General features: G+C 69.1%; 28 protein-coding genes and 1 pseudogene. 26 read left to right on the top strand and 3 right to left on the bottom strand.

Features of this window, described 5'->3' with window-relative positions:
- Positions 1-88: 88 nt before the first annotated feature.
- The 20 genes from ACZ7LB_RS14615 (at position 89) to ACZ7LB_RS14520 (ending at position 12824) form a co-directional block, all read left to right on the top strand.
- Entirely contained in the window at positions 89-898 is an 810-nt protein-coding gene (locus ACZ7LB_RS14615; protein WP_471468184.1) for a hypothetical protein, read from the top strand.
- Positions 895-1461 (top strand): hypothetical protein, encoded by a 567-nt coding sequence (locus ACZ7LB_RS14610; RefSeq protein ID WP_471468182.1) that lies wholly within the window; start codon positions 895-897, stop codon positions 1459-1461. Before ACZ7LB_RS14615 ends, ACZ7LB_RS14610 begins: the two co-directional genes overlap by 4 nt.
- Positions 1458-1979, top strand: a complete 522-nt coding sequence (locus ACZ7LB_RS14605; RefSeq protein ID WP_471468181.1) for a hypothetical protein — start codon at positions 1458-1460, stop codon at positions 1977-1979. The genes ACZ7LB_RS14610 and ACZ7LB_RS14605 overlap by 4 nt, the downstream gene beginning before the upstream one ends.
- Positions 1979-2446, top strand: a complete 468-nt coding sequence (locus ACZ7LB_RS14600; protein WP_471468179.1) for a hypothetical protein — start codon at positions 1979-1981, stop codon at positions 2444-2446. The genes ACZ7LB_RS14605 and ACZ7LB_RS14600 overlap by 1 nt, the downstream gene beginning before the upstream one ends.
- Complete coding sequence (locus tag ACZ7LB_RS14595; RefSeq protein WP_471468177.1) at positions 2443-3588, top strand: hypothetical protein; 1146 nt, start codon at positions 2443-2445, stop codon at positions 3586-3588. Before ACZ7LB_RS14600 ends, ACZ7LB_RS14595 begins: the two co-directional genes overlap by 4 nt.
- Before the next feature lie 10 nt (positions 3589-3598).
- Positions 3599-4288: a hypothetical protein gene (locus tag ACZ7LB_RS14590; protein ID WP_471468176.1), complete on the top strand. Its 690-nt coding sequence runs from the start codon at positions 3599-3601 to the stop codon at positions 4286-4288.
- Entirely contained in the window at positions 4285-4587 is a 303-nt protein-coding gene (locus tag ACZ7LB_RS14585) for a hypothetical protein (protein WP_471468174.1), read from the top strand. The genes ACZ7LB_RS14590 and ACZ7LB_RS14585 overlap by 4 nt, the downstream gene beginning before the upstream one ends.
- Positions 4584-5009 (top strand): hypothetical protein, encoded by a 426-nt coding sequence (locus ACZ7LB_RS14580; RefSeq protein ID WP_471468172.1) that lies wholly within the window; start codon positions 4584-4586, stop codon positions 5007-5009. Before ACZ7LB_RS14585 ends, ACZ7LB_RS14580 begins: the two co-directional genes overlap by 4 nt.
- 11 nt (positions 5010-5020) lie before the next feature.
- Positions 5021-5362 (top strand): hypothetical protein, encoded by a 342-nt coding sequence (locus tag ACZ7LB_RS14575; protein ID WP_471468170.1) that lies wholly within the window; start codon positions 5021-5023, stop codon positions 5360-5362.
- An 84-nt stretch (positions 5363-5446) separates the two neighbouring features.
- Positions 5447-5998 (top strand): hypothetical protein, encoded by a 552-nt coding sequence (locus tag ACZ7LB_RS14570; RefSeq protein ID WP_471468169.1) that lies wholly within the window; start codon positions 5447-5449, stop codon positions 5996-5998.
- 249 nt (positions 5999-6247) lie between these two features.
- Entirely contained in the window at positions 6248-6691 is a 444-nt protein-coding gene (locus ACZ7LB_RS14565) for a hypothetical protein (RefSeq protein WP_471468167.1), read from the top strand.
- An 87-nt stretch (positions 6692-6778) separates the two neighbouring features.
- The gene (locus ACZ7LB_RS14560) at positions 6779-7180 is read left to right on the top strand and encodes a DUF7715 family protein (RefSeq protein WP_471468165.1); all 402 of its coding nucleotides are present in this window, start codon (positions 6779-6781) and stop codon (positions 7178-7180) included.
- Positions 7177-7926 carry a hypothetical protein gene (locus tag ACZ7LB_RS14555; RefSeq protein ID WP_471468164.1) on the top strand — a complete coding sequence of 250 codons (750 nt, stop codon included), beginning with the start codon at positions 7177-7179 and terminating at the stop codon, positions 7924-7926. Before ACZ7LB_RS14560 ends, ACZ7LB_RS14555 begins: the two co-directional genes overlap by 4 nt.
- Before the next feature lie 21 nt (positions 7927-7947).
- Positions 7948-8271, top strand: a complete 324-nt coding sequence (locus tag ACZ7LB_RS14550; protein ID WP_471468163.1) for a hypothetical protein — start codon at positions 7948-7950, stop codon at positions 8269-8271.
- Positions 8268-8534 (top strand): hypothetical protein, encoded by a 267-nt coding sequence (locus ACZ7LB_RS14545; RefSeq protein ID WP_471468161.1) that lies wholly within the window; start codon positions 8268-8270, stop codon positions 8532-8534. The genes ACZ7LB_RS14550 and ACZ7LB_RS14545 overlap by 4 nt, the downstream gene beginning before the upstream one ends.
- A gap of 353 nt (positions 8535-8887) precedes the next feature.
- The gene (locus ACZ7LB_RS14540) at positions 8888-9238 is read left to right on the top strand and encodes a hypothetical protein (RefSeq protein ID WP_471468159.1); all 351 of its coding nucleotides are present in this window, start codon (positions 8888-8890) and stop codon (positions 9236-9238) included.
- 326 nt (positions 9239-9564) lie between these two features.
- Positions 9565-10521 (top strand): Lsr2 dimerization domain-containing protein, encoded by a 957-nt coding sequence (locus tag ACZ7LB_RS14535; protein ID WP_471468158.1) that lies wholly within the window; start codon positions 9565-9567, stop codon positions 10519-10521.
- Positions 10522-10640: 119 nt separating this feature from the next.
- On the top strand, positions 10641-11495 hold the full coding sequence (locus ACZ7LB_RS14530) for a histone-like nucleoid-structuring protein Lsr2 (protein ID WP_471468157.1): 855 nt from the start codon (positions 10641-10643) through the stop codon (positions 11493-11495).
- Positions 11496-11690: 195 nt separating this feature from the next.
- The gene (locus ACZ7LB_RS14525; RefSeq protein WP_471468155.1) at positions 11691-12110 is read left to right on the top strand and encodes a hypothetical protein; all 420 of its coding nucleotides are present in this window, start codon (positions 11691-11693) and stop codon (positions 12108-12110) included.
- Positions 12111-12824, top strand: a complete 714-nt coding sequence (locus tag ACZ7LB_RS14520) for a hypothetical protein (protein WP_471468153.1) — start codon at positions 12111-12113, stop codon at positions 12822-12824. It abuts the gene before it with no gap.
- 68 nt (positions 12825-12892) lie between these two features.
- Here ACZ7LB_RS14520 and ACZ7LB_RS14515 read toward each other — a convergent pair whose 3' ends face one another.
- Positions 12893-13471: a YkgJ family cysteine cluster protein gene (locus ACZ7LB_RS14515; protein ID WP_471468151.1), complete on the bottom strand. Its 579-nt coding sequence runs from the start codon at positions 13469-13471 to the stop codon at positions 12893-12895.
- Between the two features lie 175 nt (positions 13472-13646).
- Between ACZ7LB_RS14515 and ACZ7LB_RS14510 the strand changes: the two genes are divergently transcribed.
- From ACZ7LB_RS14510 to ACZ7LB_RS14490, 5 genes and pseudogenes are all read left to right on the top strand, one after another.
- Entirely contained in the window at positions 13647-13811 is a 165-nt protein-coding gene (locus tag ACZ7LB_RS14510) for a hypothetical protein (RefSeq protein ID WP_471468150.1), read from the top strand.
- 99 nt (positions 13812-13910) lie between these two features.
- A pseudogene (locus tag ACZ7LB_RS14505) lies at positions 13911-15809 on the top strand (recombinase family protein); the annotation flags it as partial.
- A gap of 448 nt (positions 15810-16257) precedes the next feature.
- Complete coding sequence (locus ACZ7LB_RS14500) at positions 16258-16878, top strand: TetR/AcrR family transcriptional regulator (RefSeq protein WP_471468148.1); 621 nt, start codon at positions 16258-16260, stop codon at positions 16876-16878.
- Between the two features lie 83 nt (positions 16879-16961).
- Positions 16962-17663, top strand: coding sequence for a ribonuclease HII (locus ACZ7LB_RS14495; RefSeq protein ID WP_471468146.1), 702 nt, complete (start codon positions 16962-16964; stop codon positions 17661-17663).
- A gap of 68 nt (positions 17664-17731) precedes the next feature.
- Complete coding sequence (locus ACZ7LB_RS14490) at positions 17732-18379, top strand: hypothetical protein (protein ID WP_471468144.1); 648 nt, start codon at positions 17732-17734, stop codon at positions 18377-18379.
- Between the two features lie 673 nt (positions 18380-19052).
- Here ACZ7LB_RS14490 and ACZ7LB_RS14485 read toward each other — a convergent pair.
- Complete coding sequence (locus ACZ7LB_RS14485; RefSeq protein ID WP_471468143.1) at positions 19053-19667, bottom strand: hypothetical protein; 615 nt, start codon at positions 19665-19667, stop codon at positions 19053-19055.
- A gap of 632 nt (positions 19668-20299) precedes the next feature.
- Here ACZ7LB_RS14485 and ACZ7LB_RS14480 point away from each other — a divergent pair.
- Positions 20300-22459 carry a RecQ family ATP-dependent DNA helicase gene (locus tag ACZ7LB_RS14480; protein ID WP_471468142.1) on the top strand — a complete coding sequence of 720 codons (2160 nt, stop codon included), beginning with the start codon at positions 20300-20302 and terminating at the stop codon, positions 22457-22459.
- Between the two features lie 211 nt (positions 22460-22670).
- Here the strand turns inward: ACZ7LB_RS14480 and ACZ7LB_RS14475 are convergent, their stop codons facing one another.
- Entirely contained in the window at positions 22671-23336 is a 666-nt protein-coding gene (locus tag ACZ7LB_RS14475; protein WP_471468140.1) for a TetR/AcrR family transcriptional regulator, read from the bottom strand.
- Between the last annotated feature and the right edge of the window lie 11 nt (positions 23337-23347).

Below are 23347 nucleotides of genomic sequence, written 5' to 3'. Positions count from 1 at the left end.
ATACCTTGCTCCCCTGTTCGGTATCCGGCGGGTTCGATTCCCGCACCGGGCCCTCAAACCTGCCCATTTCAAATTCGGAGGGAGAAACGTGAGCGGATACGGAAGCATCCGAACGGTGCGCAGCGTCATCATCGACACCCTCAAGGCCGAGGGCCGCACCCCGGACGCGTACAACATCGCTGGCATCGCCCGCGACGCCTTCACCCCGCGCTCGGAGGGAGGGTACAGCGCGCTGGACGCCGAGGTGTGGCGGGACGCCGTCGCCAAGCACCGCCGCCCGTTCGGGATCGGCGACATGGTGCGCGTGGTGATCACCACGAAGAGCGGAACCACCGAGCACCACTACGGCAAGATCTACCAGTTCCGGAAAGCCAACGGCGGCAACTACCGAGGCCGACCGGTCAAGCCGCACTCCGCGTACGTCGAGTTGGACCACCACACCAGCGGCTGGCTGGGCCCGCTCACCGAGGTCATGCCGGCACTCGACGACTTCGAGATTATCCGCAGCATGTCGCAGATCCACTGCGATGCCCCGCCCCCGGATCTCTACTACAAGTGCCTGCGCTGTGCCTGGCACTCGTACAAGGGCGCCAAGGTCATGGTCGTGCACAAGGTCAGCGGGCAGCGCGTTCGCCTGTGCGAGGAGTGCTTCAACGACGACGAGCTGGCTCGCCTCGGTCACGACGTCATGTTCTACGGGCGAACCAGTCAGCAGACCATCGCCGAGCTGATCGAACACCCGGAGCTGATCATCGGCCCGGCCAGCGTCTCGCACTACGAGAAGTCGGACGGCGAGATCTACCGCGAGTGGGCCGACTGCTTCCCCTGGCTCGTGCCGGGCCCGGCCGCCGAGCTGTACGCGCAGTGGAAGACGAACCAGAAGGCGGTGGCTGTGTGAGCAGGCAGCAGCGCCCGAGGTGGCCCGAGTTGAGCCTGCGCATCATCCGACAGGGAAAGCCGCAGGGCCCTTACGACGACCGGTACGACGTGACGGACCTCTTGGAGAGGGACGTGGTTGACATCGCGGCAGGCAAGGCCGTCACGGTCGAAGTCCAGCTCCTGCGTAAGGACACCGCGAACGCGATCCCGAAGATCGACACGCTGTTCAACCGTGTCGGCCCGCTCTCGGTCCTGGGTACCTACACCCACCCCGAGCAGATCGTCGACCCGCAGATCCGGCGAGATGCGACCGACATGTGGGCCGTGGAATTCGTGCACGCGGGCGATCTCGTGCGCTGGCGGGGCCGGGAGTACCGCGTCGAAGAGCTGGAGGACGTAGACCGCGAACACTCCGAGGTCGGCTACTACACCGGCTACGCGTTCTGCCGGCGAACCGACAACCCGCCGGGAGGTACGTGCAATCCGAAGCGGCTCCGCGTCGACGAAGTGCTCAAGGTAGTCACGGACTCAGCAGCAACAGGACAGACCGGTCAGTCGGTCAGTAAGGAGAGGAAGGCATGAGCTACGCGCTGATGGACCCCACGCATCGCGGGGACCTGGTCGAGGCGAACGAGTACTGGAACACGAAGACCGAGCGGTACGAGGTCGTCAAGAAGTACGGGCTCTACGACGTTCAGGAGACGTTCGTGACGCCGAAGGGGGAAATCCTCCTCATCGCCTACAACGAGTACGCCGCTCTTCCGTACGCGGTCGGTATCTACAACTCCGACTACGCCACGTACTGGTCCAACCCGAACGACGCCCGCAGGTACTACGCCTGGCGGATCGCGGCGTCGTACGGCCTGCTCGTCGACAAGGAAGGCTCGAAGGCCGTCGTGCCGGCCAGCCGCAAGTTCGCCACCGACCTGGTCAAGGAGATCAAGCGAGGCGTCGACCTGTGGTACGACCTCCCCGCCGACGGCGATGCGGAGGCGATCGGTGGGCAGGTGGCGGACCACGCCATCGCCCTGGCCAAGCTCCTCCAGCGGATCGGCGTCCTGTCCACCCCGGTCTTCGAGAGCCAGGAGGTGGTGGGCTGATGCGCGCCAGCTTGCAGGTCGTGATGCTCAACCTCCAGCACGCGGCGTACCAGTCGACGCCGGGCGCTCCGATCAAGGACTACGGCCCGCAGGGCAAGGGCCCGATGGGGGAGTACCTGCGGCCGACCACCGAGGTCGAGGCCGAGGCCCGCCACCCCGACTTCGAGCGGCTGTCCGCCGAGCTGCGCGAGCACGACCCCGGCACGTACGCGGCGTGGGTGGCCGACTTCGAGTTCTGGCGTGCGGGCGACCTGAACGTGCGCATGCCGAGCGTGGACGCCTACGAGAAGCGCGACGAGGACGGTCTTCGACTCTTCCGCGACCATCACCTGGCCAACACCCGCGAAGTCGCTCCGTGGTTCGACGACGAGGACCAGAAGGCGTTCGTGTGGAAGTGCGTCCGCTGCGGCTTCACCGGGCACGACGGTGACCTGATCGGCGGACGTCGCTGCGAGGCCGACGCATGACCCGCAGCGTCTACGTCGGCCCGGAGTGGCCGGACGGCGGACCCGAGCCCGAAGCCGAGAGCCACTTCTACTGCGCCAATGCCGAATGCCCGAGCGCATTCGGCAACGGGCTCCGGCCCGTTCCCAACACCCGGAAGTACCGGGTACCCGGCGGATACATCTGCGAGCTGTGCGCGGAGGCGCACGACAGCGAGGTGGCCGCCGAGGATGCAGCAGCAACTCTCGCCGAACTCACGGCCTTTCACCCGAGGAGCGCCATGCGCTGTTCCACCGTTCAGTCCACCGTCGGCCCTGGCGATGAGCCGTGCCAGGGCACGGCGACGCATCTGCTGATCTACTCGAACTCGATCCGTACCGACGTGGAGTCCCGGGAGCCGTTGCGCGACCCCGTGTGCAAGCCCTGCGGCGAGTCCTACGTACGGCGCCCCGCGCTCAAGGCCCGGCTCGTACCGTTCCACGTGCACATGGCGGACAACATGTTCATCGAGACCGTCGAGGGACACCGGCTGGTCAAGGACGAGAAGCACGAGGCCCGGTGCTTCGACTGCGGCACGACCGGAACCGTCAACTGGTTCAAGTTCCAGACGAACGGCTGCCCGGGACGCCCGGAGTCCATCGAGGTTCTGCGCCACTCGCGAGACATGCTCGACGCGGAGCCGAACGAGCGTGCCAGGGAGACCGCCCGGCTGTGGTGGGACTACGCCGTCGACTACCTGCACACCTTCGTCGGGGACTGGCGGGTGGTCACCGATGACCCGTCCTACGCCGCCTACTTCACCTTCCGCGACCGGGAGTACGGCGTGCGGCACGACCTGCCCGACGGCCGGTTCGGAGCGGAGAAGCTGCCCAACCGCGGCCGTCCTGAGCCGGAGATCATCCACTCCGACCTCGACTACAAGCAGGCCGTTTTCTACTTCCACGGCCGAGTGACGGAATCCGGGTCGATGGACTTCGCCACCTGGACGCCCGGCCACCTGCACCCCACCGACCGCGAGCTGATCATCCTCTACACCCCCGAGAGCGCGATCCGCGAAGTCCTACGAGTCCCGGGCCTTCGGGGGTGGGCCGAGACCACCGGCGCGATCTGCGACGCCTTCGGCCCCATCCTCACCGTCAAGCTTCAGACCCGCATCTACGAGTAGGAGCCCCACGTTGACACCGCAATTCACCTTCGAGCAGGTCGAACCCGACAACAACCGCCTGCGCGTGAGCCTGAAGGACACCGGCGAGGCCCTCGGCATCACCTACCCGACCAAGGGCGCCGGCTGGGTCGCCGAGCACGCCGGCCTCACCGGCAAGCAGGGCGCGATCCACGGCTTCAAGACCGAGCACCTGGCCGCCGAGTTCATGTACTGGTTCAGGGCGCCCGAGCAGTCCGAGCGCACCAACCCCAAGGACCAGCCACGCCCGCTCAACCCCGAGCTGCTGCCGAAGCACGGGGTGCTGATCTCCCTCGTACCGATCAACGACGGAGACTTCCTCGTGGACCTCAACACGCGAGGGGTCGGCGCCGGGATCGGCTACCTCCAGCAGCGCGACGACGGACGCTACGACGTACGGGTGGGGAACAACTCGGTCGGCACGGCGGACTCGCCGGAGACCGGGATGTGGGCGTGCCTCAAGTTCCACACCGGCACCAAGACCTACGGCAAGATCATCAAGGGGTTCGTGCCCCACCCGGACCAGGACGTGTGGGTGAACGGCACCATCATCTTCCGGGGTGAGACCGTCGAGGCAGTACGGGACGCCGTCGACCAGGCCGTGGAAGCCCTCGTGGACGGCCACGAGGAGTTCAACGCCGACTCCACCACCTACGACGTCACACTCAAGGCCCGGCAGTGAAGACCGCCGGCCTGCTCGTACCCGGCACCCGGGTCACGCTCGACGACCCGGAGTTCAGCACGTGGACCGGCACCGTGGTCGTGTGTCTGTGCAAGCGGCACGTCTGGCAGCAGCAGGTCGACGACGGCGGCCCCGGCCGCGAGTGCGGCCATGCACAGTGCGGCTACCCGCGCGCTGCATCGGCGTGCCCCTGGCCCCTGCACGTGCGCTGGGACAGCCACTGGTCCGACACCGACGGCCCCAACGAATCCCACGAGAACCCCGCGAACCTGAAGTTGATCGAGAAGGGAACAGCATGAGCGCGACCACCACACCTCTGCTCACCAGCTACCGCGTGACCTGGGCGGAGAAGGAGTCCGACACGTCCCACACCGACGTCTGCATCGTCGACTCCGACGACATGACCCGACCCGGCGACACCAAGCAGCTCCACGCACTGCTGCGCAAGATGCTCGCCATCCGTCACCTGCCGATCGACCAGGCCGCGCCCGGCTACATCGTGCTCCTGGACGTGAACCCGGTCTGCAACTGCGAGCCGTATCCGGGCCGGGACTGCGCCTGGGCCGAGCACAAGGGCGAGCGGTTCCATCTGGCGGCCTCCGCCCGTGCCGGGTACGAGGTGATCGTCGACCGGGACCGCAAGGACGTGCTCGGCACCGTGAGTAGCACGCTCAGCGTCGAATTCCTGACGCTGGTCCGGAAGAAGTACGGCCACCAGTAGGAGACCGCCACATGGCTGACCACATCCACTACGAGGACATCGTCCAGTACGGCGGCCGGCGAGGCATCGTCGACCGCGACCACTCGTCATACCCCTACGACCCGAACCGGCGCCTGCTCCTCTTCGAGGGCGGCGGGACCCAGTGGGTAGTGGCCGCGGATGTCGATGTGCTGCCCACCGTCTTCCTGGGCATGCCCAACGAGGACTACGGGCCGAGGCCGGGGAAGCCACTGGAGTTGTGGCAGCAGATCCCCCACGGCTTCGACTCCTACCTCGGGCACGACTCCTGGGACCGCTGTTTGTACTGCGGTCTCCCCAAGGTCAGTGAGGCCCACATTCTGGACGAAGGCTGATCCGGGACACAGCAGAATTCCCCGCGGTTGCCAGTCGGCAGCCGCTTTTTCATGCCCGAAATCGAAGGGAAGGAAGGATTTCACATGGAGTCCAATCAGAAGCAGGTGCCGCAGTACGGGGAATTCAAGCCGCCGCCCGGGTACGCGCTCGTCTTTGTCCGGCGTGAAGGGACGCGGCTCATCTTCCGTGACGGCAACGGTGAGTTCTCCCGCTGGGCGACCACCACCAAGCCGCGCCCGCCCCGTCCGATGTCGCTCGGAGAGCGGCGCACCGTCGTCGAGATGGTCCCCGACACCTGTCCCAGCGCCGGTGAGTCGATCTACCTGCTCACGCACCAGATGTGCGTGCCGGGCGGATGGATGGACATCAAGACCACCCGTTGCCGCGCCCCGGAGCACCTGGCTGGGATCTACGCTCCGGACGGTGGGGACATCGAGGACGACAGGCTGCGCGGCTACGCGGTGGCGCTGTTCAAGGGCGCCGACGAGACCGTCGGCCAGCACCCGTACACCCGCCTGCACGAGCTGCTGATGATGGTGCGTCTCCAGGAGGACACCGGCGAGGAAGGCGGCTGGGACGACCCGGGCGTGGGCTGCGAGATCGCCGAGTTGCTGGAGAAGACCCGCACCCTGTAGCCGCCCGCGGCCCTCGTATGGCCGGCATCGGGATACCCCCGCGTGTGGGTTCAATGAAAGCCAGCTCCCGTGAACTCTGCGGGATCTGGCTTTCTTTGTATCGACGCACGGAAGTCGATACCTGGGCTGCAACAAGAACTGTCATCACGTCACCCATATGGGCGGTCATCCGATCCGGGCCTGCTCGTTGGTCACCGCACGGGAGTGCGGACCGGGTGGGCCTCTCACGAAAGAAATAAGGAGCACAAGGTGTACGGACTGCTGAAGTGTGCGGGCTGCAATGACCGCCGCATCGAGCCCGACGAGGACGTGACCGAGGACGAAAACGGCTACGCGAACAAGCGCTGTGCCGACTGCCAGAGCCAGGACTGCACGTGCGGCGACGACGGTCTGATCACGCTGGTGGCCCACTGGGAGACCGTCTCGGACGATGAGGGCTCCACCATCGCCCCGGACATGCTCCCGCTGATCATCACCGTCACGGCGACCACGCAGGATGAGGCCGTCGAGGCGGCATCCGACAAGCTCCAGGAGTACTTCGGCCCCAGCGTCGAGGCTCTGTTCGAGACGCACATCGAGCGCGACTTCTGGTTCGGTCTCAACGACTCCGACCCGTTCCTGAGACTCGGCGCCGTTCTCCGAGGCGCCCCGGCCGTGGTCGGCAACGACGACCTCTTCACCGTCCTGCGCTGAGCCGACGGCTTCCGTCCGCCCCCTCTGGGTGCGTGGCGGTGGCCTGGCTGCAACCACAACATCCCAATCGACGAGGGGAACACGCTTATGAAACTCCTGATAGCCACCGGTGAAGTCCGCACGTCCGACGGCGACTTCAACTGGTGCGACGACAACGAACTGCTCCTCGGCGCGGTCGGGGTCTGCGACAACGGTGACGCCTGCGGCTGCTCCCGGGCATGGGTCGGACTCACGACTCTCAAGGGCAGCACCCTGGCCAAGGTCGCCGAGATCGACATCACCGCTCGCACGCTTAAGGAGCGGATTCTCGAAGCCGCGATCCGGATGGGCTACGTCGACCAGGGCCGCACCATCAGCGTGTCCTTCGTCAGAAGGAGCTACCTGGAGATCGTCAACGCCGCACGCCCTCATGAGGCCGGCACCGTCTTGCGCTACGACCACCAGGGGCCGAGCGTCGTCACCGGCGAGGCCGAGGAGTCAGTGGCGTGAAGCACGTCGTTCAGTTCAGCGGCGGCCTCGGCAGTTTCGGGGCCGCCCTCGCCGTCGCCGAGAAGCACGGCACTCGCGATCTGACCCTCCTGATTGCGGACACCGGGATTGAAGACGAGGACTTGTGGCGCTTCGCCGACGACGCTAGCCGCCTGCTGGGCGTGCCGCTGACGAAGATTGCCGACGGTCGCACCCCGTGGGAGCTGTTCCGGGACAAGCGATTCCTCGGCAACGACCGCATCACCCCGTGCACGAAGTACCTCAAGCAGATCCCGTGCCGGAAGTGGATGAAGGAGCACGCCCCGGTCGACGACTCGCTCGTCTACATCGGCATCGAGAAGACCCCCCGCGACCGGCGCCGGGCCCCGGCCATCGCCCGGAACTGGAAGCCCTGGAAGGTGCGCTTCCCGCTGTGCAGCCGGTGGATGCCGGAGCTGGGCAAGGAGGAGTCCCGGTCCCAGCTCATGGACCTGGCCCGCTGGTACGGCATCGAGCCGCCGCGGCTGTACGCGCTCGGCTTCGAGCACAACAACTGCGGCGGCACGTGCGTGCGCGCCGGCCAGAAGCAGTGGAAGCGCACGCTGGACGTCCTTCCCGAGCGCTTCGCCGAGGCCGAGCGCCAGGAGGCCAGCCTGCGCGAGCTGCTGGGCGACGTAACGATTCTTCGCCAGCGCCGGGGCGGCGTCGCCTACCCCCTTCCCCTCTCCGAACTCCGGCGTCAGCACCACGCGGTATCCGCAGGCTGACCTGGAAGAAAGGCTCTGAAAGTGAAACTCATCGAAAGCAGCCCTTTAGTCGACGAGGCGCTGCTGCGTACGCAGCGGTTCGCGGACGAGGCGCTGAAGTTGCGCATGCGCATAGAGGCGCAGGGCAGGAACCCGCAGCAGTCCAAGCTTGTCACCAAGGCCGACGCCGAGTACTCCGGCGCCCTCACCGTGCTGGCGCACGTCCTGGGCGCGGCCGGCGCGGACGTGCTTGTCGAGGGAGTGCCCTCCCTCTCGCTGGCCGGCCTGTACCTCGAAGAGTGGGACATGCAGCGGCACACCAGAGCGCTCCGGCGCACCCTCGCTTTCCGGAAGGAGTCGGCATGACCAGGCGAATGATCGAAGTCTACGCCGAGCTGATGGCGGGCGAGAGGTTTGCGCCCAGCGGCTATGGCGTCCTGGACCTGCCGGGCGACAACGGTGTCCTCTGGCACGCCGGGTTCGACTCGTGCAAGGGCACGATCGTCACCACAACCGACCCGCGGATCAGCCCCGGTCACCGGCTGGTCGAAGCGGCGCCGGCCGAGGACACGGCAGATCCAAGGCCCGCCACCGCGCGTGGCGTGCGGATGGACGAGCACCAGGCATAACTTCGACCACCCCGTGCAGTGCGTGTTCTGCACGGAGCACCGCGAGATGGCCCGCAGGGTGTTTCCCGCGCTGTTCGGCAGAGCGTAGGTTCTGGAGAAGGGCACAGCAGCAACGGGGACCGCGTGAGGCTCATGGGCGTCAGCCCCGCCCCACTAATCGAACTAGTATCGAAAACAGGTCGGCTGTACCGCTTAGAGTGAATGGGGCGACGTGGGGGTTATTCAACACGCCGTCGGCTGACGAATTCGCCACTCCATCCCCTGCCCGCCGAGCAGGGGATGGAGTGGCTGCCAGCACTAACCTTTGTTTTAACTACTTACTTCTTACTGGCTGAAAGTTGAAAGGCGAAGATGTGGCCGAGCGTACCGCGATGAACTGGACCGACGACGACGGCACGCGGAGGAAGATCCTCAAGAGTGGGATCGAGCGCCTGCGCTATGTGGCCAAGAGGGCTGGTACCGGTCGCTTCCAAATGCCTCCCGGTCAGTCCGTCTGGAACGCCAAGGATGTCCGGAACTTTGAGGATCTGGGCCTGTGGGCGGTGGTCTGGCTCGAAGAGGGGGACGTCGACCGGGCCGGGGCCTGGCGCATCGACGCGATCACCGGCAAGGCGCAACGGGTGCTCGCCGAGTGGGAACGGCTTGTGGAGGGAGGCGGTGCCCGGCGTGGACCCAAGCGTCGGCAGAGTGGGGGCGGTGCCTAAAGGGAGCCTGTCTCCGCATATTCCGACTGCCTCGCCAAGGTCGCGCCGGCGTTGGCGAGGCAGTCGCAAGTCATATGTGTTTAGCATGTACCGGTCAAAATTGTCGTGTTGTGGGGAAGGGTGCGCCAGCGCACGCCGTCGTGCGCCCGGCGTATGCATGCGCCCCCCGCAGCAGTGAAAGTACCGGGCAGTTTCTGGCAAAACCTCTGCGAGTCAAAGTCAGTACAATGGGCCTCGCCTACCCTTTCTTCCAGGTCTATCACCGGCTTGCGGCTACAGTGCAGCCCCAGGTACGGCAACGCTAAAAGACCCGTGGAGGAACAGCCATGGCGGTTAACCGAATCGACGACCTGGACGGCTCCGAGGGAGCCGAGACGGTGCACTTCGCACTGGACGGACGCGCGTATGAGATCGACCTCACCAGCGCTAACGCCAGGTCATTCAGGGCCATGTTCGGGCCCTACCTGGGGGTCGCACGTCCAGCGCAGGACCCCGGAGGGGGTGTCCTTCTCTGCTTCCCAGCGCGGCTCAACCCCACCGGACAACTGGTCCTCGGCGAAGAGACCAGCACACAGACACACCCCGCTGTCGCCACCGCAATTGGCGGCAGCGGGGTTGTTTTTGCTGGGGGTGACCACTTCAGCCGGCCTTCTCTTCAACTGGCCGCCGACGACAACGTCACGGCAGACGCCCGCAAGCCCACTGAAGCTTCTGCACCTCCGGCGGAAAGCCCGGCCGGTCGGTCGGCTGGCCGACAGGCCGGGGGAGTGACGCGACCCGTTACCACCTCAGACACCGAAGTCCGCACCTGGGCCAAGCGCTGGTCAGTGCCCGGCCTGCCCGCCCGAGGCCGCGTGCCGGCGAGAATCCGGGCGGTGCACGACCACTTTCACGACGGCAACTTGGAGCCGTTGAAGGAGCTGCTGCGCGAGCACGGCATCGACCCCGCGCAGGCCGAGGCCAAAGCGCGGGCGCTCACCGCCGTCGACTCGACCACCCAGGCGGAACCTACTCAGGAGGAACGCGACAGGCAGCAGGCGGAACGGGTCGGCAAACTGTCCTCGGCCCAGCTCACCCGGCTGCGACGCATGCACGCCGCGGAGGACGGCCGTGCTGTCTCCGACCGCCTGAACGGCGACGCCACCAGCTTCGAGGCCCTGGCGCACCGAGGCTGCTGCGTCCTGGTTGAGACGGACGAAGTCGAGCGCACCCGAACCTACGAGATCACCACCGTAGGGCGAATGTGGTTCGTCGTCCGTGGAATTGACCCAGTAGGCAGCTAGCGTGCACCTACCCCACACGGCCGCCCGCCGTGGGGTGCGCAGCGAACGCGAAAATACCTGCAAAGCCCGAAGGCCCCGTATTCTCGGGGCCTTTTTGCATTCACCCAGAAAGGAAAGCCGTGGCCCAGAAGATCCGTATCATCCTTATCGACGACCTCGACAACGATGGCACCACCGAAGCCGATGAGACGGTCCAGTTCAGCCTCGACGGGGTGGACTACGAGATCGACCTCACCAGCGAGAACGCCGCCAAACTCCGCGCCCGGCTAGCGGAGTTCACTCAGGCTGGCCGGGTGGTCAAGCGCGGCGCCAAGCGCAGCAGCCGGCCTCTGACTGAATCGGCCGGCGACGGGTCGGCAACAAACCGGCACCAGGGCGGCAAGGACCCCGCCGTCATCCGCGCCTGGGCTGTCAAGCACGGCTTGATCCCCCCCGGACAGCGAGGCCGGCTCGGAAAGCAGTACCGAGAGGCGTATACCGCCGCGGAATTCCACAACGAAGGCCCCCTGAACAAGCTCAAGGCCGCAGTGAAGGCCCGGAGCGACCAGGAGCCCCGCACGGAGCCGGCGGAGCCGCACAGCCCTGCCGCGGAGGAGCCCGGCGAGGACCCGCGCGAAGCGAAGGCCCGCGACCACTACAAGCCCCTCACCCGGCGAAGCCCCGAGATGGAGGACGACGGGAAATGGGCCCGACGCACGGCCCATGGCTGCAAGCGCACCGAAAAGGTCGGGCAGATGACGCTCGTCGAGCGCATCGAGGCCATCGCCGCAGGCGGCAGCGACCGCAACTTGACCATCCTTGGCATGCTCGCCGGCATCATCCCCCTCAAGGCCGGGAGGGTCTCCCATCTTTCCGGCAGCGCCCTGCGTCTCCAGAACCTGGAGATGATCCGGTACGCCCCCGGCACCGCACACGGCTGGGAGATCACCGACTTCGGCCGCTACGCCCACGGGTGGCACCACGGCGTAGAGTAAACCCCGCCACTTGCGTAGAGCCTGCGAAAATTCAGCGCAGTGGACTCCATGCGCGGCAGGTCAGGGATTCACCCATTCGAGTGTCGGTTCAGAAAAACACCGGGCCGAGTTCCTGCCAAGGTCACCCCCCGGCTATTTTGTGACCCATCGCAATAAGTAAGCGAGGGAGTCACCGTGGCATCAGAAGCTCACGAAGTGCCCAGCGAAGATGAGGTCTACGACCACCTCCGCAGCATCCCCACCAGGTACCGCAAGTGCAAGGGAGGGGACCACAACTGGCGGCTGACCAACCACCTGGCGCACTCCGTCAGCGGCGCCAGGTTCCGCGGCGCTGACCTCAGCAAGGCCGCCTGGGTCTCCGCCACCGAGACATGCATCCTCGACGACGACAAGGCACGTGGCTGCGGACGTCAGCGCCACTTCCAGATGGAGTGGGACCCCCGCCGTCAGCGCCTGGTCCGCACCACCGAGTACAGCTACGACAACATGCACCCGAGCCTAAGGAGCCCCCGCGGCATCTCCCAGACGGGCATCAACGCACGCGCCGAGATGCCCGACGTCGTCCGTGACGAGGAACTGCGCCGCAAGCTCCGGGTTGCCAAGGGAGCCGCGTAAATGGCAAAAGAGATCATCTCCGTGGACTTCTGCGACTGGCACAAGGCGGAAGACGCGCAGAACAAGGTGCACGCCACCACCTTGCGAGTGTCGCCGACCGGTAGGGAGATCGACCTCTGCGGTGAGTGCGCGTTCCTCTTCGACCTGGCCATGCCCCGCTTCGAAGTCGTGATGGCCTTCTTCCATCCGGACGTCGTCGAACGCCTTCTGCGCAGCGGCCGACGTGAGCCGACCGACAGGAAGCGCAGCCCGGCTCAGCTCCCTCTCTCCGGAGCCGCACCGGCCCTGGAAGCCGTGTCAGCCTCGAAAGGGGAGAAGAAGCCCACCGCGTCCGCCCCGGCCCCCGCGCCGGTCTCCACCGCACACAGGAACGCAATCGCCAACCGCGGACGCTGGAAACCGGATGTTGACCAGGTGCTGTGCCCCCTGAAGCACACGGGAGCGAACAGCCCTGAGCAGTACTGGGTCGCGGTACGAAACCGCGGAGGCCACGCGAAGTCCAGCCACAAGGGGCTTCTCGGCCCGCAGATCGGCTACAGGCTGCCCGCCGACGCCACCTTCACCCTGGACGTGAAGTGCTTCAAGCACAAGTTGTGCGTGGAAGCCGGCGGCTGGGGATTCAAGACCGCCGCAGGACTGGACATGCACATCACCAAGGCCGACGCGGAAGGCTGGGAGAAAGCATCCGGCAAGGACTCAACCACAACGGACTAGGCAACAGCAGATGACGAGAGAGGCCCCTGTCCTGGTTACCGGGATAGGGGCCTTCGTTGTGCGAACTCTCAGCTCGTGCGCCGAACGCCGATCGTCTGGATGAACCTCGGCGTCTCCATGACGGGCCGCGACCGGGCGAGGAACTCCGTGGCAGTGCGCCGACGTTGCGGATCAGCCGCGAGCTGTTCCCACCTCGTCGGCTCGATGCCTTCCGGCGCTCCGCCGAACCAGAGTGACAGGTTCATCAGCCGCAACCCATCAACTGCGCTCAGATGGCCACCCTCCGGCATGCAGCCCCAGGGGCACGCCATCTCCTCGACCAGGCCCCACAATCGGCAGACCATCGGGCGAACAGCATAGGCGCGGCACCGCGCGCTGCTCTGGTCAAGCGCGGAGCACACGGTCCCAGCCTTCTGGCCCAACGACAGCCTGACCACCTGACCATCGACCCACTCGACGCCGTGCTCGGTGATGCGTCGGCGCTCCGCAGGGCTGAGCGGGAGGGGCCCGCACGCCGAGGCGCACTTACCCAGGCAGTTCATGAGAGGCAGTGACTCGTAGAGCGCGTCGAGTGCCGTCAGGTTGGGTTGCCGGGCAAGTCCGGTGGCCACGCGCTGCACGAGAGCTTCTGCGTCGTCTAGTTTCATACCCAGCAGGCTAAGTACACTTTCTCCAGATATCTGCGCTTCTAACCCGTACGGGTGACGTGCATTTCGTGCGACGGTCTCGGGGGTGGTCGGGAGAGTGTGGTGCGTATGTCAATCGGGCTATATATTTTGCCAGGAAAAATACTAAAAGCGCCCAATGTCCTAGATTCGCCTCATGGATGCTCGCCAGGCAAGCCCGGAGCGCTACACCGCCCGCATGGAGACCCGCTGGACGGCGGGTCTCCGACTCCCCGACGAGCAGTGGCAGCGTCTGCTGCACCTGCTCTTCAAGTCGGCCGCTTCAACTGACGAGCCCGGCTTGAGAGAAGAAGACAGGTAGGCCGCACTGGGCGTACGCTTCCCCTCCACGACATAAGTGGACCCCCGGGAGGGCCTGAAGAACGCTCCCAGGGGTCCTGCCAGTCTCTGGAGGACTGACATGGCGCATTCTAGCGCTGCCCTCGCTCGGAATCTCCTCGACGAGATCGAGTACGGAGCCCAGCTTCGTGCCGTCACCTACGCCCGCGTATCTACCGAGGAGCAGACGCGCGGCTACGGCATCGAGAACCAAGACACCGCCAACGCCGACTACATCAACCGCAAGAGCTGGAAGCACGTCGCCGCCTTCTCCGACGAAGGCGTCTCCGGCAGCCTGGAAATGGGCGCACGCCCGGACTTCGACCGCCTCATGGCGCTCGCGGTCCAAGAGCCGCGCCCCATGGACGTCGTGGTCGTCACCGCCACCGACCGCATCGGCCGGACTGACCGCGCCTTCTATCGATGGGTCTGGGCCCTTGAAGACCTTGGCGTCGCCGTCGCCATCTCCCTACGGGACATCGACAACACCACCCAGTATGGGCGCGAAGCGATGCGTGCCGAGGCGGATTACGCCTTCCGTGAGTACGAACGCATCCTCCAGCGCACCCAGGACGGCCTCCAGACCAAAGCCATGCACGGCGGCTGGACCGGCGGACGCCCACCCCTCGGCTGGTACATCAAGAACAAGGGCCGACGCACCGGCAGCCACCTCGCTCTCGACGACGTGACCCAAGAGGGCTACGCCTGGATGCTGCGACGAGGCCGTGAAATCTTCATCGCCAACCGTGGAAACTGGGAAAAGACCGCGGCACGGCTTAACCTCGAAGGCTGGAGCAGTCCTACGGGGTTGCCCTGGAACGGACCCAACCTCCGCGAGAAGTTCCTCACCGAAGCAGTCCTTGAGGGCACCCATACCTTCCGCAACCCCAACGGCAAGGGTGCAGGCAAGAAGGGTGGAACGAAACTCAAGGCCGACGGCGCCACCCCGAAGGTCCGCCCCAGCGTCACTATCGAGATCCCCCGCGTGTTCACCGACAGCGAACTGGCCGCCTTCGAGGCCGTCCTCATTCGCAGAGAGAACGTCAAGGACCGAGAGGACTGGAACAGCTACCCCCTATCCAGGCGCCTCATCTCCTTGTGCGGCCGACACCGCGTCGGCGGTATCAACGGCACCCACGATGCCCGCGTGTACCGGTGCTCCAGAAAAACATCCGTCGCGACAAACGCCGGCCCCCGCTGCGACTGCTCGGAGATCAACGCCGACCTCCTCGAACAGCACGTCTGGGGGGAAGTCACACTGCTCCTAAGCGAGCCCGAGAGGCTTGAACGCGTCGCCGAAGACATGCTCGGCTTCGCGGGCAGTTCCCAAGACGCACACGAAAGCCGGATCGCTGATCTCACTCGGAAGATCAAGATCCAGAACTCCGCCCTCAACACCGTGCGCGGCTTGGCTGCCGTAGAGGCGGAAGACCTTGGCATGGAACCCGGCGAAGCTCAGACGCATGCATCAGAGGCCACCGCTCCGATCATCCGAGAAATCAAGCACCTACGCAAAATGCTGGCCGAGGCCACGGCATGGATGGAGGAAAGCAGGGCAGCCGCACAGCGGGGCAAAGACCTCGCACGTCTGGCCGTGATGGCGCGCACCGCCCTGCCCACGATGGACATCGAAGACCAACTCGAAGTTCTCGCTCTGCTGCGCGTCAAGGTGGAGATCCTCAGCGCCGTTCCGAAGGTGAAGCACGGTAACCCCTGCCCGGTGCGGGAGTGGTATATCGAGACCGGCCGGCGAGTGCCTCTAGAAGTGCCCGAGGCCGCGTGGGAGGAGATCCGGCCGCTTGTCGTGAAGACGGGCAGAGGGCACGGCAAGAAGAACGCCTACGACCCACGGCAAGTGCTGGAGGCTGTCCTCTGGAAGGCGCGGAACCATGCGACGTGGGAGGAGGCCGCCGCGTCCTTGGGGCGGTCCGGGAAGTCCTTGAGCCCCCGTTTTAACGCCTGGGTCGCCGACGGCGTGTGGGCCCAGGTCATGGACATCCTCGAAGGCGTAGAGAGTGTGGAGCTGCCGCCCCCGCCCTCCCGGGTTCTGCCAGACCTACTGGTCACGGGCGAGATCGACCCCCGCCTCCTTCTCAGGGAGAGCGACATTGCTGATCATGGAGTCGCGTCGAGTACGACCATGAGCTGGCACGCCGCGATGACGGCGAGCGCGATGCCGGGCCGCCCGTCCCGGCGGGCGGCGCCCGGTTTCCGGTCTTCTACCGGAGGAGAGGTGGTCACGTGGGTATCCCCCAGGAATGAATTAGTGAACGCTTGCGTTCACTGTCATGCCGACCGTAGCGACTCCCGAACAGTGAACGCAAGCGTTCACTGTCGATGCCGCGCTCCGTCCCCCGCTCCGGGCGCGCCCGTCGCCGGTCCCGACCGCACCCGCTCCGCTTCCCCGTACCGCCCCCTGGAGATCCCCCATGGTTGCTTCGCCCCGGACGGCCGAGTCCGCCCCGACGCCCTCCCGCCGGCGCGGCGCCGTCCTGGAACGCGCCATCCTCGACGCCGCGCTGGAGCAGCTCGGCACCGTCGGCTGGAACGGCCTCACCATGGAGGGGGTGGCGACCGCCGCCCGCACCGGCAAGGCCGCCGTCTACCGCCGCTGGCCCTCGAAGCAGGAGCTGGTCGCCGACGCCCTGCGCTCGGCCCTGCCCGGGCTGGAGGCCGTCCCCGACCTCGGCGGCGTCCGCGACGACCTGCTCTGGCTCTGTCTCCGGGTCCGTGACGCGATGTTCTCCCGGCCCGGCTGCGCCCTCCGTTCGGTGATTCACGAATGCGATCCGGCGGACGCGGAGAGCTTCCGGACCGTGATCGTCGGAGGGCTGGTCGAGCCGACCATCACCATGCTCCGCCAGGTGATCATCCGTGGTGCGGAGCGTGGAGAGGTGCGCCCGGACGCGGCCGACGGCTGTCTCGTCGACGTGATCCCGGCGATGATGATGTACCGCACCAAGATGTACGGAAGCGAATGGGCGGACGGTGAGATCGAGGAGCTGATCGACCGGGTGATGGTTCCGCTGCTGCGCCCGGCGGGAACCTGACGGCCCGTCCTCGGCCGATGTGGAGGGCTTGTGGGGACCGGGGGTGTCGCGGCGCACCCGGTGCGGCGTACGCTAGGGGCGCCATGCCGTACGAACCACCCACCCACACCGTCGAGCGCTCCCTCCGCGCAACGACCGGAGCGAAGATCATCGCCGGTGTCGACGAGGTCGGGCGGGGTGCGTGGGCCGGTCCGGTCACCGTCTGCGCGGCCGTCACCGGGCTCCGCCGACCCCCGGAGGGGCTCACCGACTCCAAGCTGCTCACCGTCAGGCGCCGCACGGCGCTCGCGGCGGAACTGCGCGCCTGGGTCACGTCGTACGCCCTCGGGCACTCCTCCCCGGAGGAGATCGACGCCCTGGGCATGACGGCGGCGCTGCGGCTCGCGGCGGTGCGCGCCCTGGAGGATCTTCCGGTCCGTCCCGACGCCGTCATCCTCGACGGCAAGCACGACTACCTCGGCGCGCCCTGGAAGGTCCGTACGGTCATCAAGGGCGACCAGTCCTGCGTCGCCGTCGCGGCGGCCTCGGTGATCGCCAAGGTCCAGCGCGACGGTGTGATGGCCGAACTGGGGACCGACCACGCGGACTTCGGGTTCGCGCACAACGCCGGGTATCCGTCGCCCGTGCACCGGGCCGCGCTGGAGACGCGGGGCCCCACCCCCTACCACCGGTTGTCGTGGGCGTATCTTGATGCGCTGCCCCAGTGGCGGCACCTGAAGAAGGCCCGCAGCGGGGCGGACGGAAGCGTTCCGGAGATCGTGGGTCAGCTCGGCTTCGATTTCTGACGAATCCGGTCGCGCGGATGTGTCACCTGCCCGCGCGTACCGCACCAATGTTTGATTAACATCAGCCCATGCCTCTCATTCCCGAGGAGCCTCAGATTCACGAGAAGGCCCAGGGTCCCCGCGCCACTCCGGCTACCGGCCGCACCGCGCCGACCCCCCGCCCCGTCCCCGGCCCCCGCCCCGCGGCTTCGCCGCGCCCCGGTCGTCCCGGCCCCCCGCGGCCGACGGCACCGGCGCAACGCGCCCCGCGCGAGGTGGCCGAGACCGAGCCCGCTCCGCCGGGCCCGGCCGTCACCGCCCCGGCGGCCACGGCCACTGCCACTGTCACTCCACAGCTCCAGGTGATCCCGGCCGCCCCCGACGGCGCCCTGGACGCCGCCGAGGAAGCGGTCGACCTGCTGCTCGACTCGGGCCGCTCTCCCGGTGAGGTGCTGGTGATCACCACCGGCCGACCGCATCCGTGGGCCGCCCATGAACTCTCCTTCGGCGACGCCGCCTACTGGGCGCAGCACGACGCCGGCGACGACGTGTTCTACGCGGACGCCGCCGTCGCGGGCCGTGCCGCGTCGCGGCCCGTCGTCGTGGTCGCGCTCAACGGCGGTTCCGAGGACGCGGCGGGCACCGCCCTGTCCGCGGCCCGTGCCCGGGCCGGCGCCCTGATGATCGTCTGCGGCGACCCGCAGAACGTCGAATCGGCGCTGGGCGCGGGCGTCTAGGGCCTTTCGTCTGGGCCGGATCAGCGAGCGGGGTCCGGCGCCGTGCGTCGCGAGGCGGAGGAGGGAGCCGGGGCGGAGCCCCGGCGACCGACGACAACGTGGCGAGGTGCGGTGCCAGGGCCCGCGAGCCCGGCATGATCCGAACGAGAGGCCAGCCGCGCCCACCGGACCGAACGCCGCCGTCCGTCCGCCCCGCCGCTCCGGCCACCGGCCGGTCCGGCGGGCGGGGTGCGGCGGCCGGGGCCGGGCGGGGCGCCGTGGCCCATCGGGCCGAGGCCCCTTCGCCGCGGCCCCCTCCGCCGTGCCCGGGTACGGACGGGACGGGCGGCCCACACCGGTGGCGCGGTCTCCGGGCGCGCACGGCGTGCCGTGCGGTGCGCCGCGGCCGTGGTGTCACCCGCCGGGCCCTCGGGTGCCGTCCGGGCTCCGCCGGGCGTTCCGCGGCGGCGCCACGGCGCGTGCCGTCGGGGCACTCCGGGGCGCGGACGTGCGGGAGCCGGGCCCTCGGGGCGCGGCACCGGGCGCGGCTCCCGGCGGGGGCGCGCGACGGGTCACGGGCGGGGGCGTGCGGCGCTTCACGGGCGGGGCGCGGTCCGGGCGATGAGCGGGGCCGTGTCCGGCGGGCCCGTTCCGGGCCTCCGTCGCGGCCCGTCGGTGCTCCGGCCCGCCCGGCTCAGCGGGCCGCCGCGCGGCGCAGCACGTCCGAGGCGACTCCGCCGGTGCGCGGCACGGGCGGCGGCGCCTCCGCCGTGGCGAACGGCTCCGGCGGGGACAGGGAGTTGGGCCGACGGCCGCCCCGGCCCTCCCCGTGGACCTGCCAGCCGTCCCGGGTCAGCGTGATGTACGCCCCGCAGCGCAGCCCGTGCAGGGTGCAGGCGTCCCGCAGGCCCCACATCCACGCGCCGTCCACCTCCGTCCACCGCCCGTCGCCCTCGCGGCAGTAGAGCAGCACGGCGGTGCGCACCGGGGTGCGGCGCCGCAGGTCGTGCGGGATGACCCGGCGGAGCTGGGCGAGCAGCGCGTTGCGGAACATCCAGCCGTCGGGCTGGACGCGCCGGCTGGTGAAGGACGCGCTCGCGCGCAGCCGTTCGTCGGGATCGAACACGGCCACGACCGCGGTCGCCGGTCCCGGCCGGTGCCGGGAGTGCAGCCCGCTGACGACTTCCCGGGGGTTGCGCAGCAGGGGTATCCCGGCGGCGGCCCACTCGGCCGGTTCGAGCAGACGTGCGGCGGAGGTGGCGGACGGCGGCACGGGGGCCGACGAGGACGGAGCGAATCCGAAGGTCACGTTCCTCCCTTCGGCTACGCGCCCGCACAGCGGGCGGGATGGATCGGGGGAGCGCGCACCGCAGCGGGGCCCTGCCGGAAGGCGCCGGGCCGTGCGGGGAGCGGACTCCGATTCTCGCCGTCGAACAGGAATGCGGCAACGAGCAAAAAGAACCGCCGACCGGTATCGGGTGAACTGTTCGCTATATCCCTACCGAGGGGTACCCCGGCGGCGACCGGGCTCCCCTGGCTCCCTGGCCTCCCAGCCCCGGGCTCCCGGCTCCCGGGCCATCGGCCCCGGCCTCCCGGGCCCGGAGCCATGTCCCGGCGCACCGGGGGCCGGGTGGCGGGGGCAGGGCGGTGGGGTGCCCCGGCGCGGCAGATCCCCCGGCGGGGCCCCGGGCGCGGCTGGGACCGGCGGAGGACTCCTCCCGGTCACCGTCAGGACACCCTGGCGACCGAAGGTGGCCAATCGGCCACTCACCGCAACGGCCCGCCGTATCCGTCCAGGGAGGGCGGGACGGCCGAAGCGCCCCGGCCGGGGGCGGCGTCCGGCCGAGCGGGGGGAGCCGCCGCGACCGCGTGCTCCGCGCGTGGCCGGACGGCACCGGGTGGATTCGCGGTTCTCCGGTGCCATCGGGTTGCATGGGCGCCATGGACCTCCAGGAACTGCGCACCGAAGCCGACATCGTCCTCGCCCGGCTCGTGGGGGCGCCAGAGGGGACGGCACGGCTGCGGGAGGACCAGTGGCAGGCGGTGGCGGCCCTGGTGGGCGAGCGGCGCCGGGCGCTGGTGGTGCAGCGCACCGGCTGGGGGAAGTCGGCGGTGTACTTCGTCGCCACGGCCCTGCTGCGGCGGCGCGACGCGGGCCCCACGGTGATCATCTCCCCGCTGCTGGCGCTGATGCGCAACCAGGTCGCGGCGGCCGAGCGGGCCGGGATCCGGGCGCGCACCATCAACTCGTCCAACCCCGAGGAGTGGGAGACGATCCGCGCCGAGGTGGGCCGGGGCGAGGTCGACGTGCTCCTGGTCAGCCCCGAGCGCCTCAACTCCGTGGACTTCCGCGAGAACGTGCTCCCCACCCTCGCGGCGGCCACGGGCCTGCTCGTGGTGGACGAGGCGCACTGCATCTCCGACTGGGGACACGACTTCCGCCCCGACTACCGGCGGCTGCGCACCATGCTGGCGGAGCTGCCCGAGGGCGTCCCGGTGCTCGCCACCACCGCGACCGCCAACGCGCGGGTCACCGCCGACGTGGCCGACCAGCTCGGCACCGGCGGCGCCGACGCCCTGGTTCTGCGGGGTCCCCTGGACCGGCAGAGCCTGCGCCTCGGCGTGCTGGAGCTGCCGGACGCGGCGCACCGGCTGGCGTGGCTGGGGGACCGGCTGCGCACCCTGCCGGGCTCCGGGATCATCTACACCCTGACCGTGGCGGTGGCCGAGGAGGTCGCGGCGTACCTGCGGCGGAGCGGATACGAGGTCGCCTCCTACACGGGCCGGACGGAGAACGCCGACCGGGTGCAGGCGGAGGAGGACCTGCTGGCCAACCGCGTCAAGGCGCTGGTGGCGACCTCCGCCCTGGGCATGGGCTTCGACAAGCCGGACCTGGGCTTCGTGGTGCACCTCGGCTCGCCCGCCTCGCCCATCGCCTACTACCAGCAGGTCGGCCGCGCCGGGCGCGGGGTGGAGCACGCCGACGTGCTGCTGCTGCCGGGCCGCGAGGACCAGGCGATCTGGGCGTACTTCGCCTCGGTCGGCTTCCCGCCGGAGGAGCAGGTGCGGCGCACGCTGGACGTCCTGGGGGCGGCGGCCGGCCCCCTGTCGCTGCCCGCCCTGGAACCCCTGGTGGACCTGAGGCGCTCGCGGCTGGAGATGATGCTGAAGGTCCTGGACGTGGACGGCGCCGTCCAGCGGGTCAAGGGCGGCTGGATCGCGACCGGGCGGCCCTGGCGGTACGACGCCGAGCGCTACGCGTGGGTGGCCCGCCAGCGGAAGGCCGAGCAGCAGGCCATGCGGGACTACGTGGCGACCACCGGGTGCCGGATGGAGTTCCTGCGGCGGCAGCTCGACGACGAGAAGGCCGCGCCGTGCGGGCGCTGCGACACCTGTGCCGGCCCCTGGTTCGAGCACGGTGTGTCCACCGGGGCGCTGGAGTCGGCGTCGGGTGAGCTGGACCGGCCGGGCGTGGAGGTGGAGCCCCGCAGGATGTGGCCGACGGGTCTCGCGGCCGTGGGCCTGGACCTGCGGGGCCGCATTCCCGTGAACGAGCAGGCCGCGGCCGGGCGGGCCCTCGGGCGGCTGTCGGACATCGGCTGGGGCAACCGCCTGCGCCCCCTGCTCGCGCCGGGCGCGGCCGACGGGCCCGTCCCGGAGGACGTGCTCGCCGCCGTCGTCAAGGTGCTGGCCGACTGGGCGCGGTCCCCGGGCGGCTGGGCCGAATCCGGGCCCGGCGCGGCGGAGCGGCCCGTGGGCGTCGTCGCCATGCCCTCCCGCACCCGTCCCCGGCTGGTCACCACCCTGGCCGAGGGGCTGGCCCGGGTCGGCAGGCTCCCGTTCCTGGGCGGTCCGGTCCTCACCCCGGAGGCCGGGGAGTTCCCCCCGCACCGCAGCAACTCCGCACAGCGGCTGCGCGCGCTGGCCGACTCGTTCGCCGTCCCGGACGACCTCGCCGCGGCGCTGGCGGCGCGTCCCGGCCCGGTCCTGCTCGTGGACGACGTCATCGACTCGGGGTGGACCCTGGCGGTGGGGGCGCGGCTGCTGCGGCGGGCGGGGGCGGGAGAGGTGCTGCCGCTCGTGCTGGCGGTGGGGGGCTGAGGAGGGCCCTCGCCGGGGCCCGCGGAGAACCGCTTCCGCCGGTCCGCGGCGGGTACCGCGGAGGGCCGCTTCCGCCGGTCCGCGGCGGATCTCGGCGCGGTCCCTCCGGTCGCTGGACGGAGAGGCGTCCCCGGACGGGTCGTCCCGCCGGTCGGTAGGCGTGACGGGTCCGTGCCCCCGGAGGCGTGGCCCCGGGGGCGACGGGCGCGGGTCAGGTGCCGACCGGCTGCTCGGCCAGGTCGCCCAGGAGGTCGGCGTCCACCGCCGCGGCGTCCGCCAGCAGGGAGCGCACGGCGGTGCGGGCGTGCGCGTAGGGCAGGTCGGACTCGGTCAGCAGGGACCGGGCGTTGGCCGCCTCCCAGAGGGCGGTCAGCTCGAACGCCATCTGGTCGGCCGGTGTCCGGGTCCCCAGCTCGCCCAGTTCCTGCGCCTCGGAGACGGTCTGGCGCACGAAGGCCCGCCAGGAGCCGTCGGCCGAGCGGATGGCGTCCCGCACCGGTCCGGGGCGGGAGCTGTACTCGGGGACGACCTTCTGGAAGAAGCAGCCGCCGGGGAAGACCCGTTCGCGGGAGTAGCGCAGCCACGCCTCGCTCAGCTCCCGGACCCTGCGCAGTCCCGGCGGCTGGGCGAGCGCGGGCTGCACGACACTGGTGACGTGGATCCTCGACGCCGCCCTGACCGTGGCGAGTTGGAGTTCCTCCTTGGAGCCGAAGAGCGCGAACACCCCGCTCTTGCTCAGCTTCAGCTCCGCCGCCAGCCGCCCGAGCGACAGGGCCTCCAGCCCCTCCCGCGACGCCACGCCGACGGTGTGCCGGAGAACGAGCCGCCGGGTCTGGTTGCCTCGCTCGATCCGGCCGTCAACGCGCCTCTCGGTCATGGCGGTTCTCC

This window comes from Streptomyces sp. NPDC107521 (genome assembly GCF_055598485.1).
This window is presented reverse-complemented; position numbering and strand designations above follow the sequence as displayed.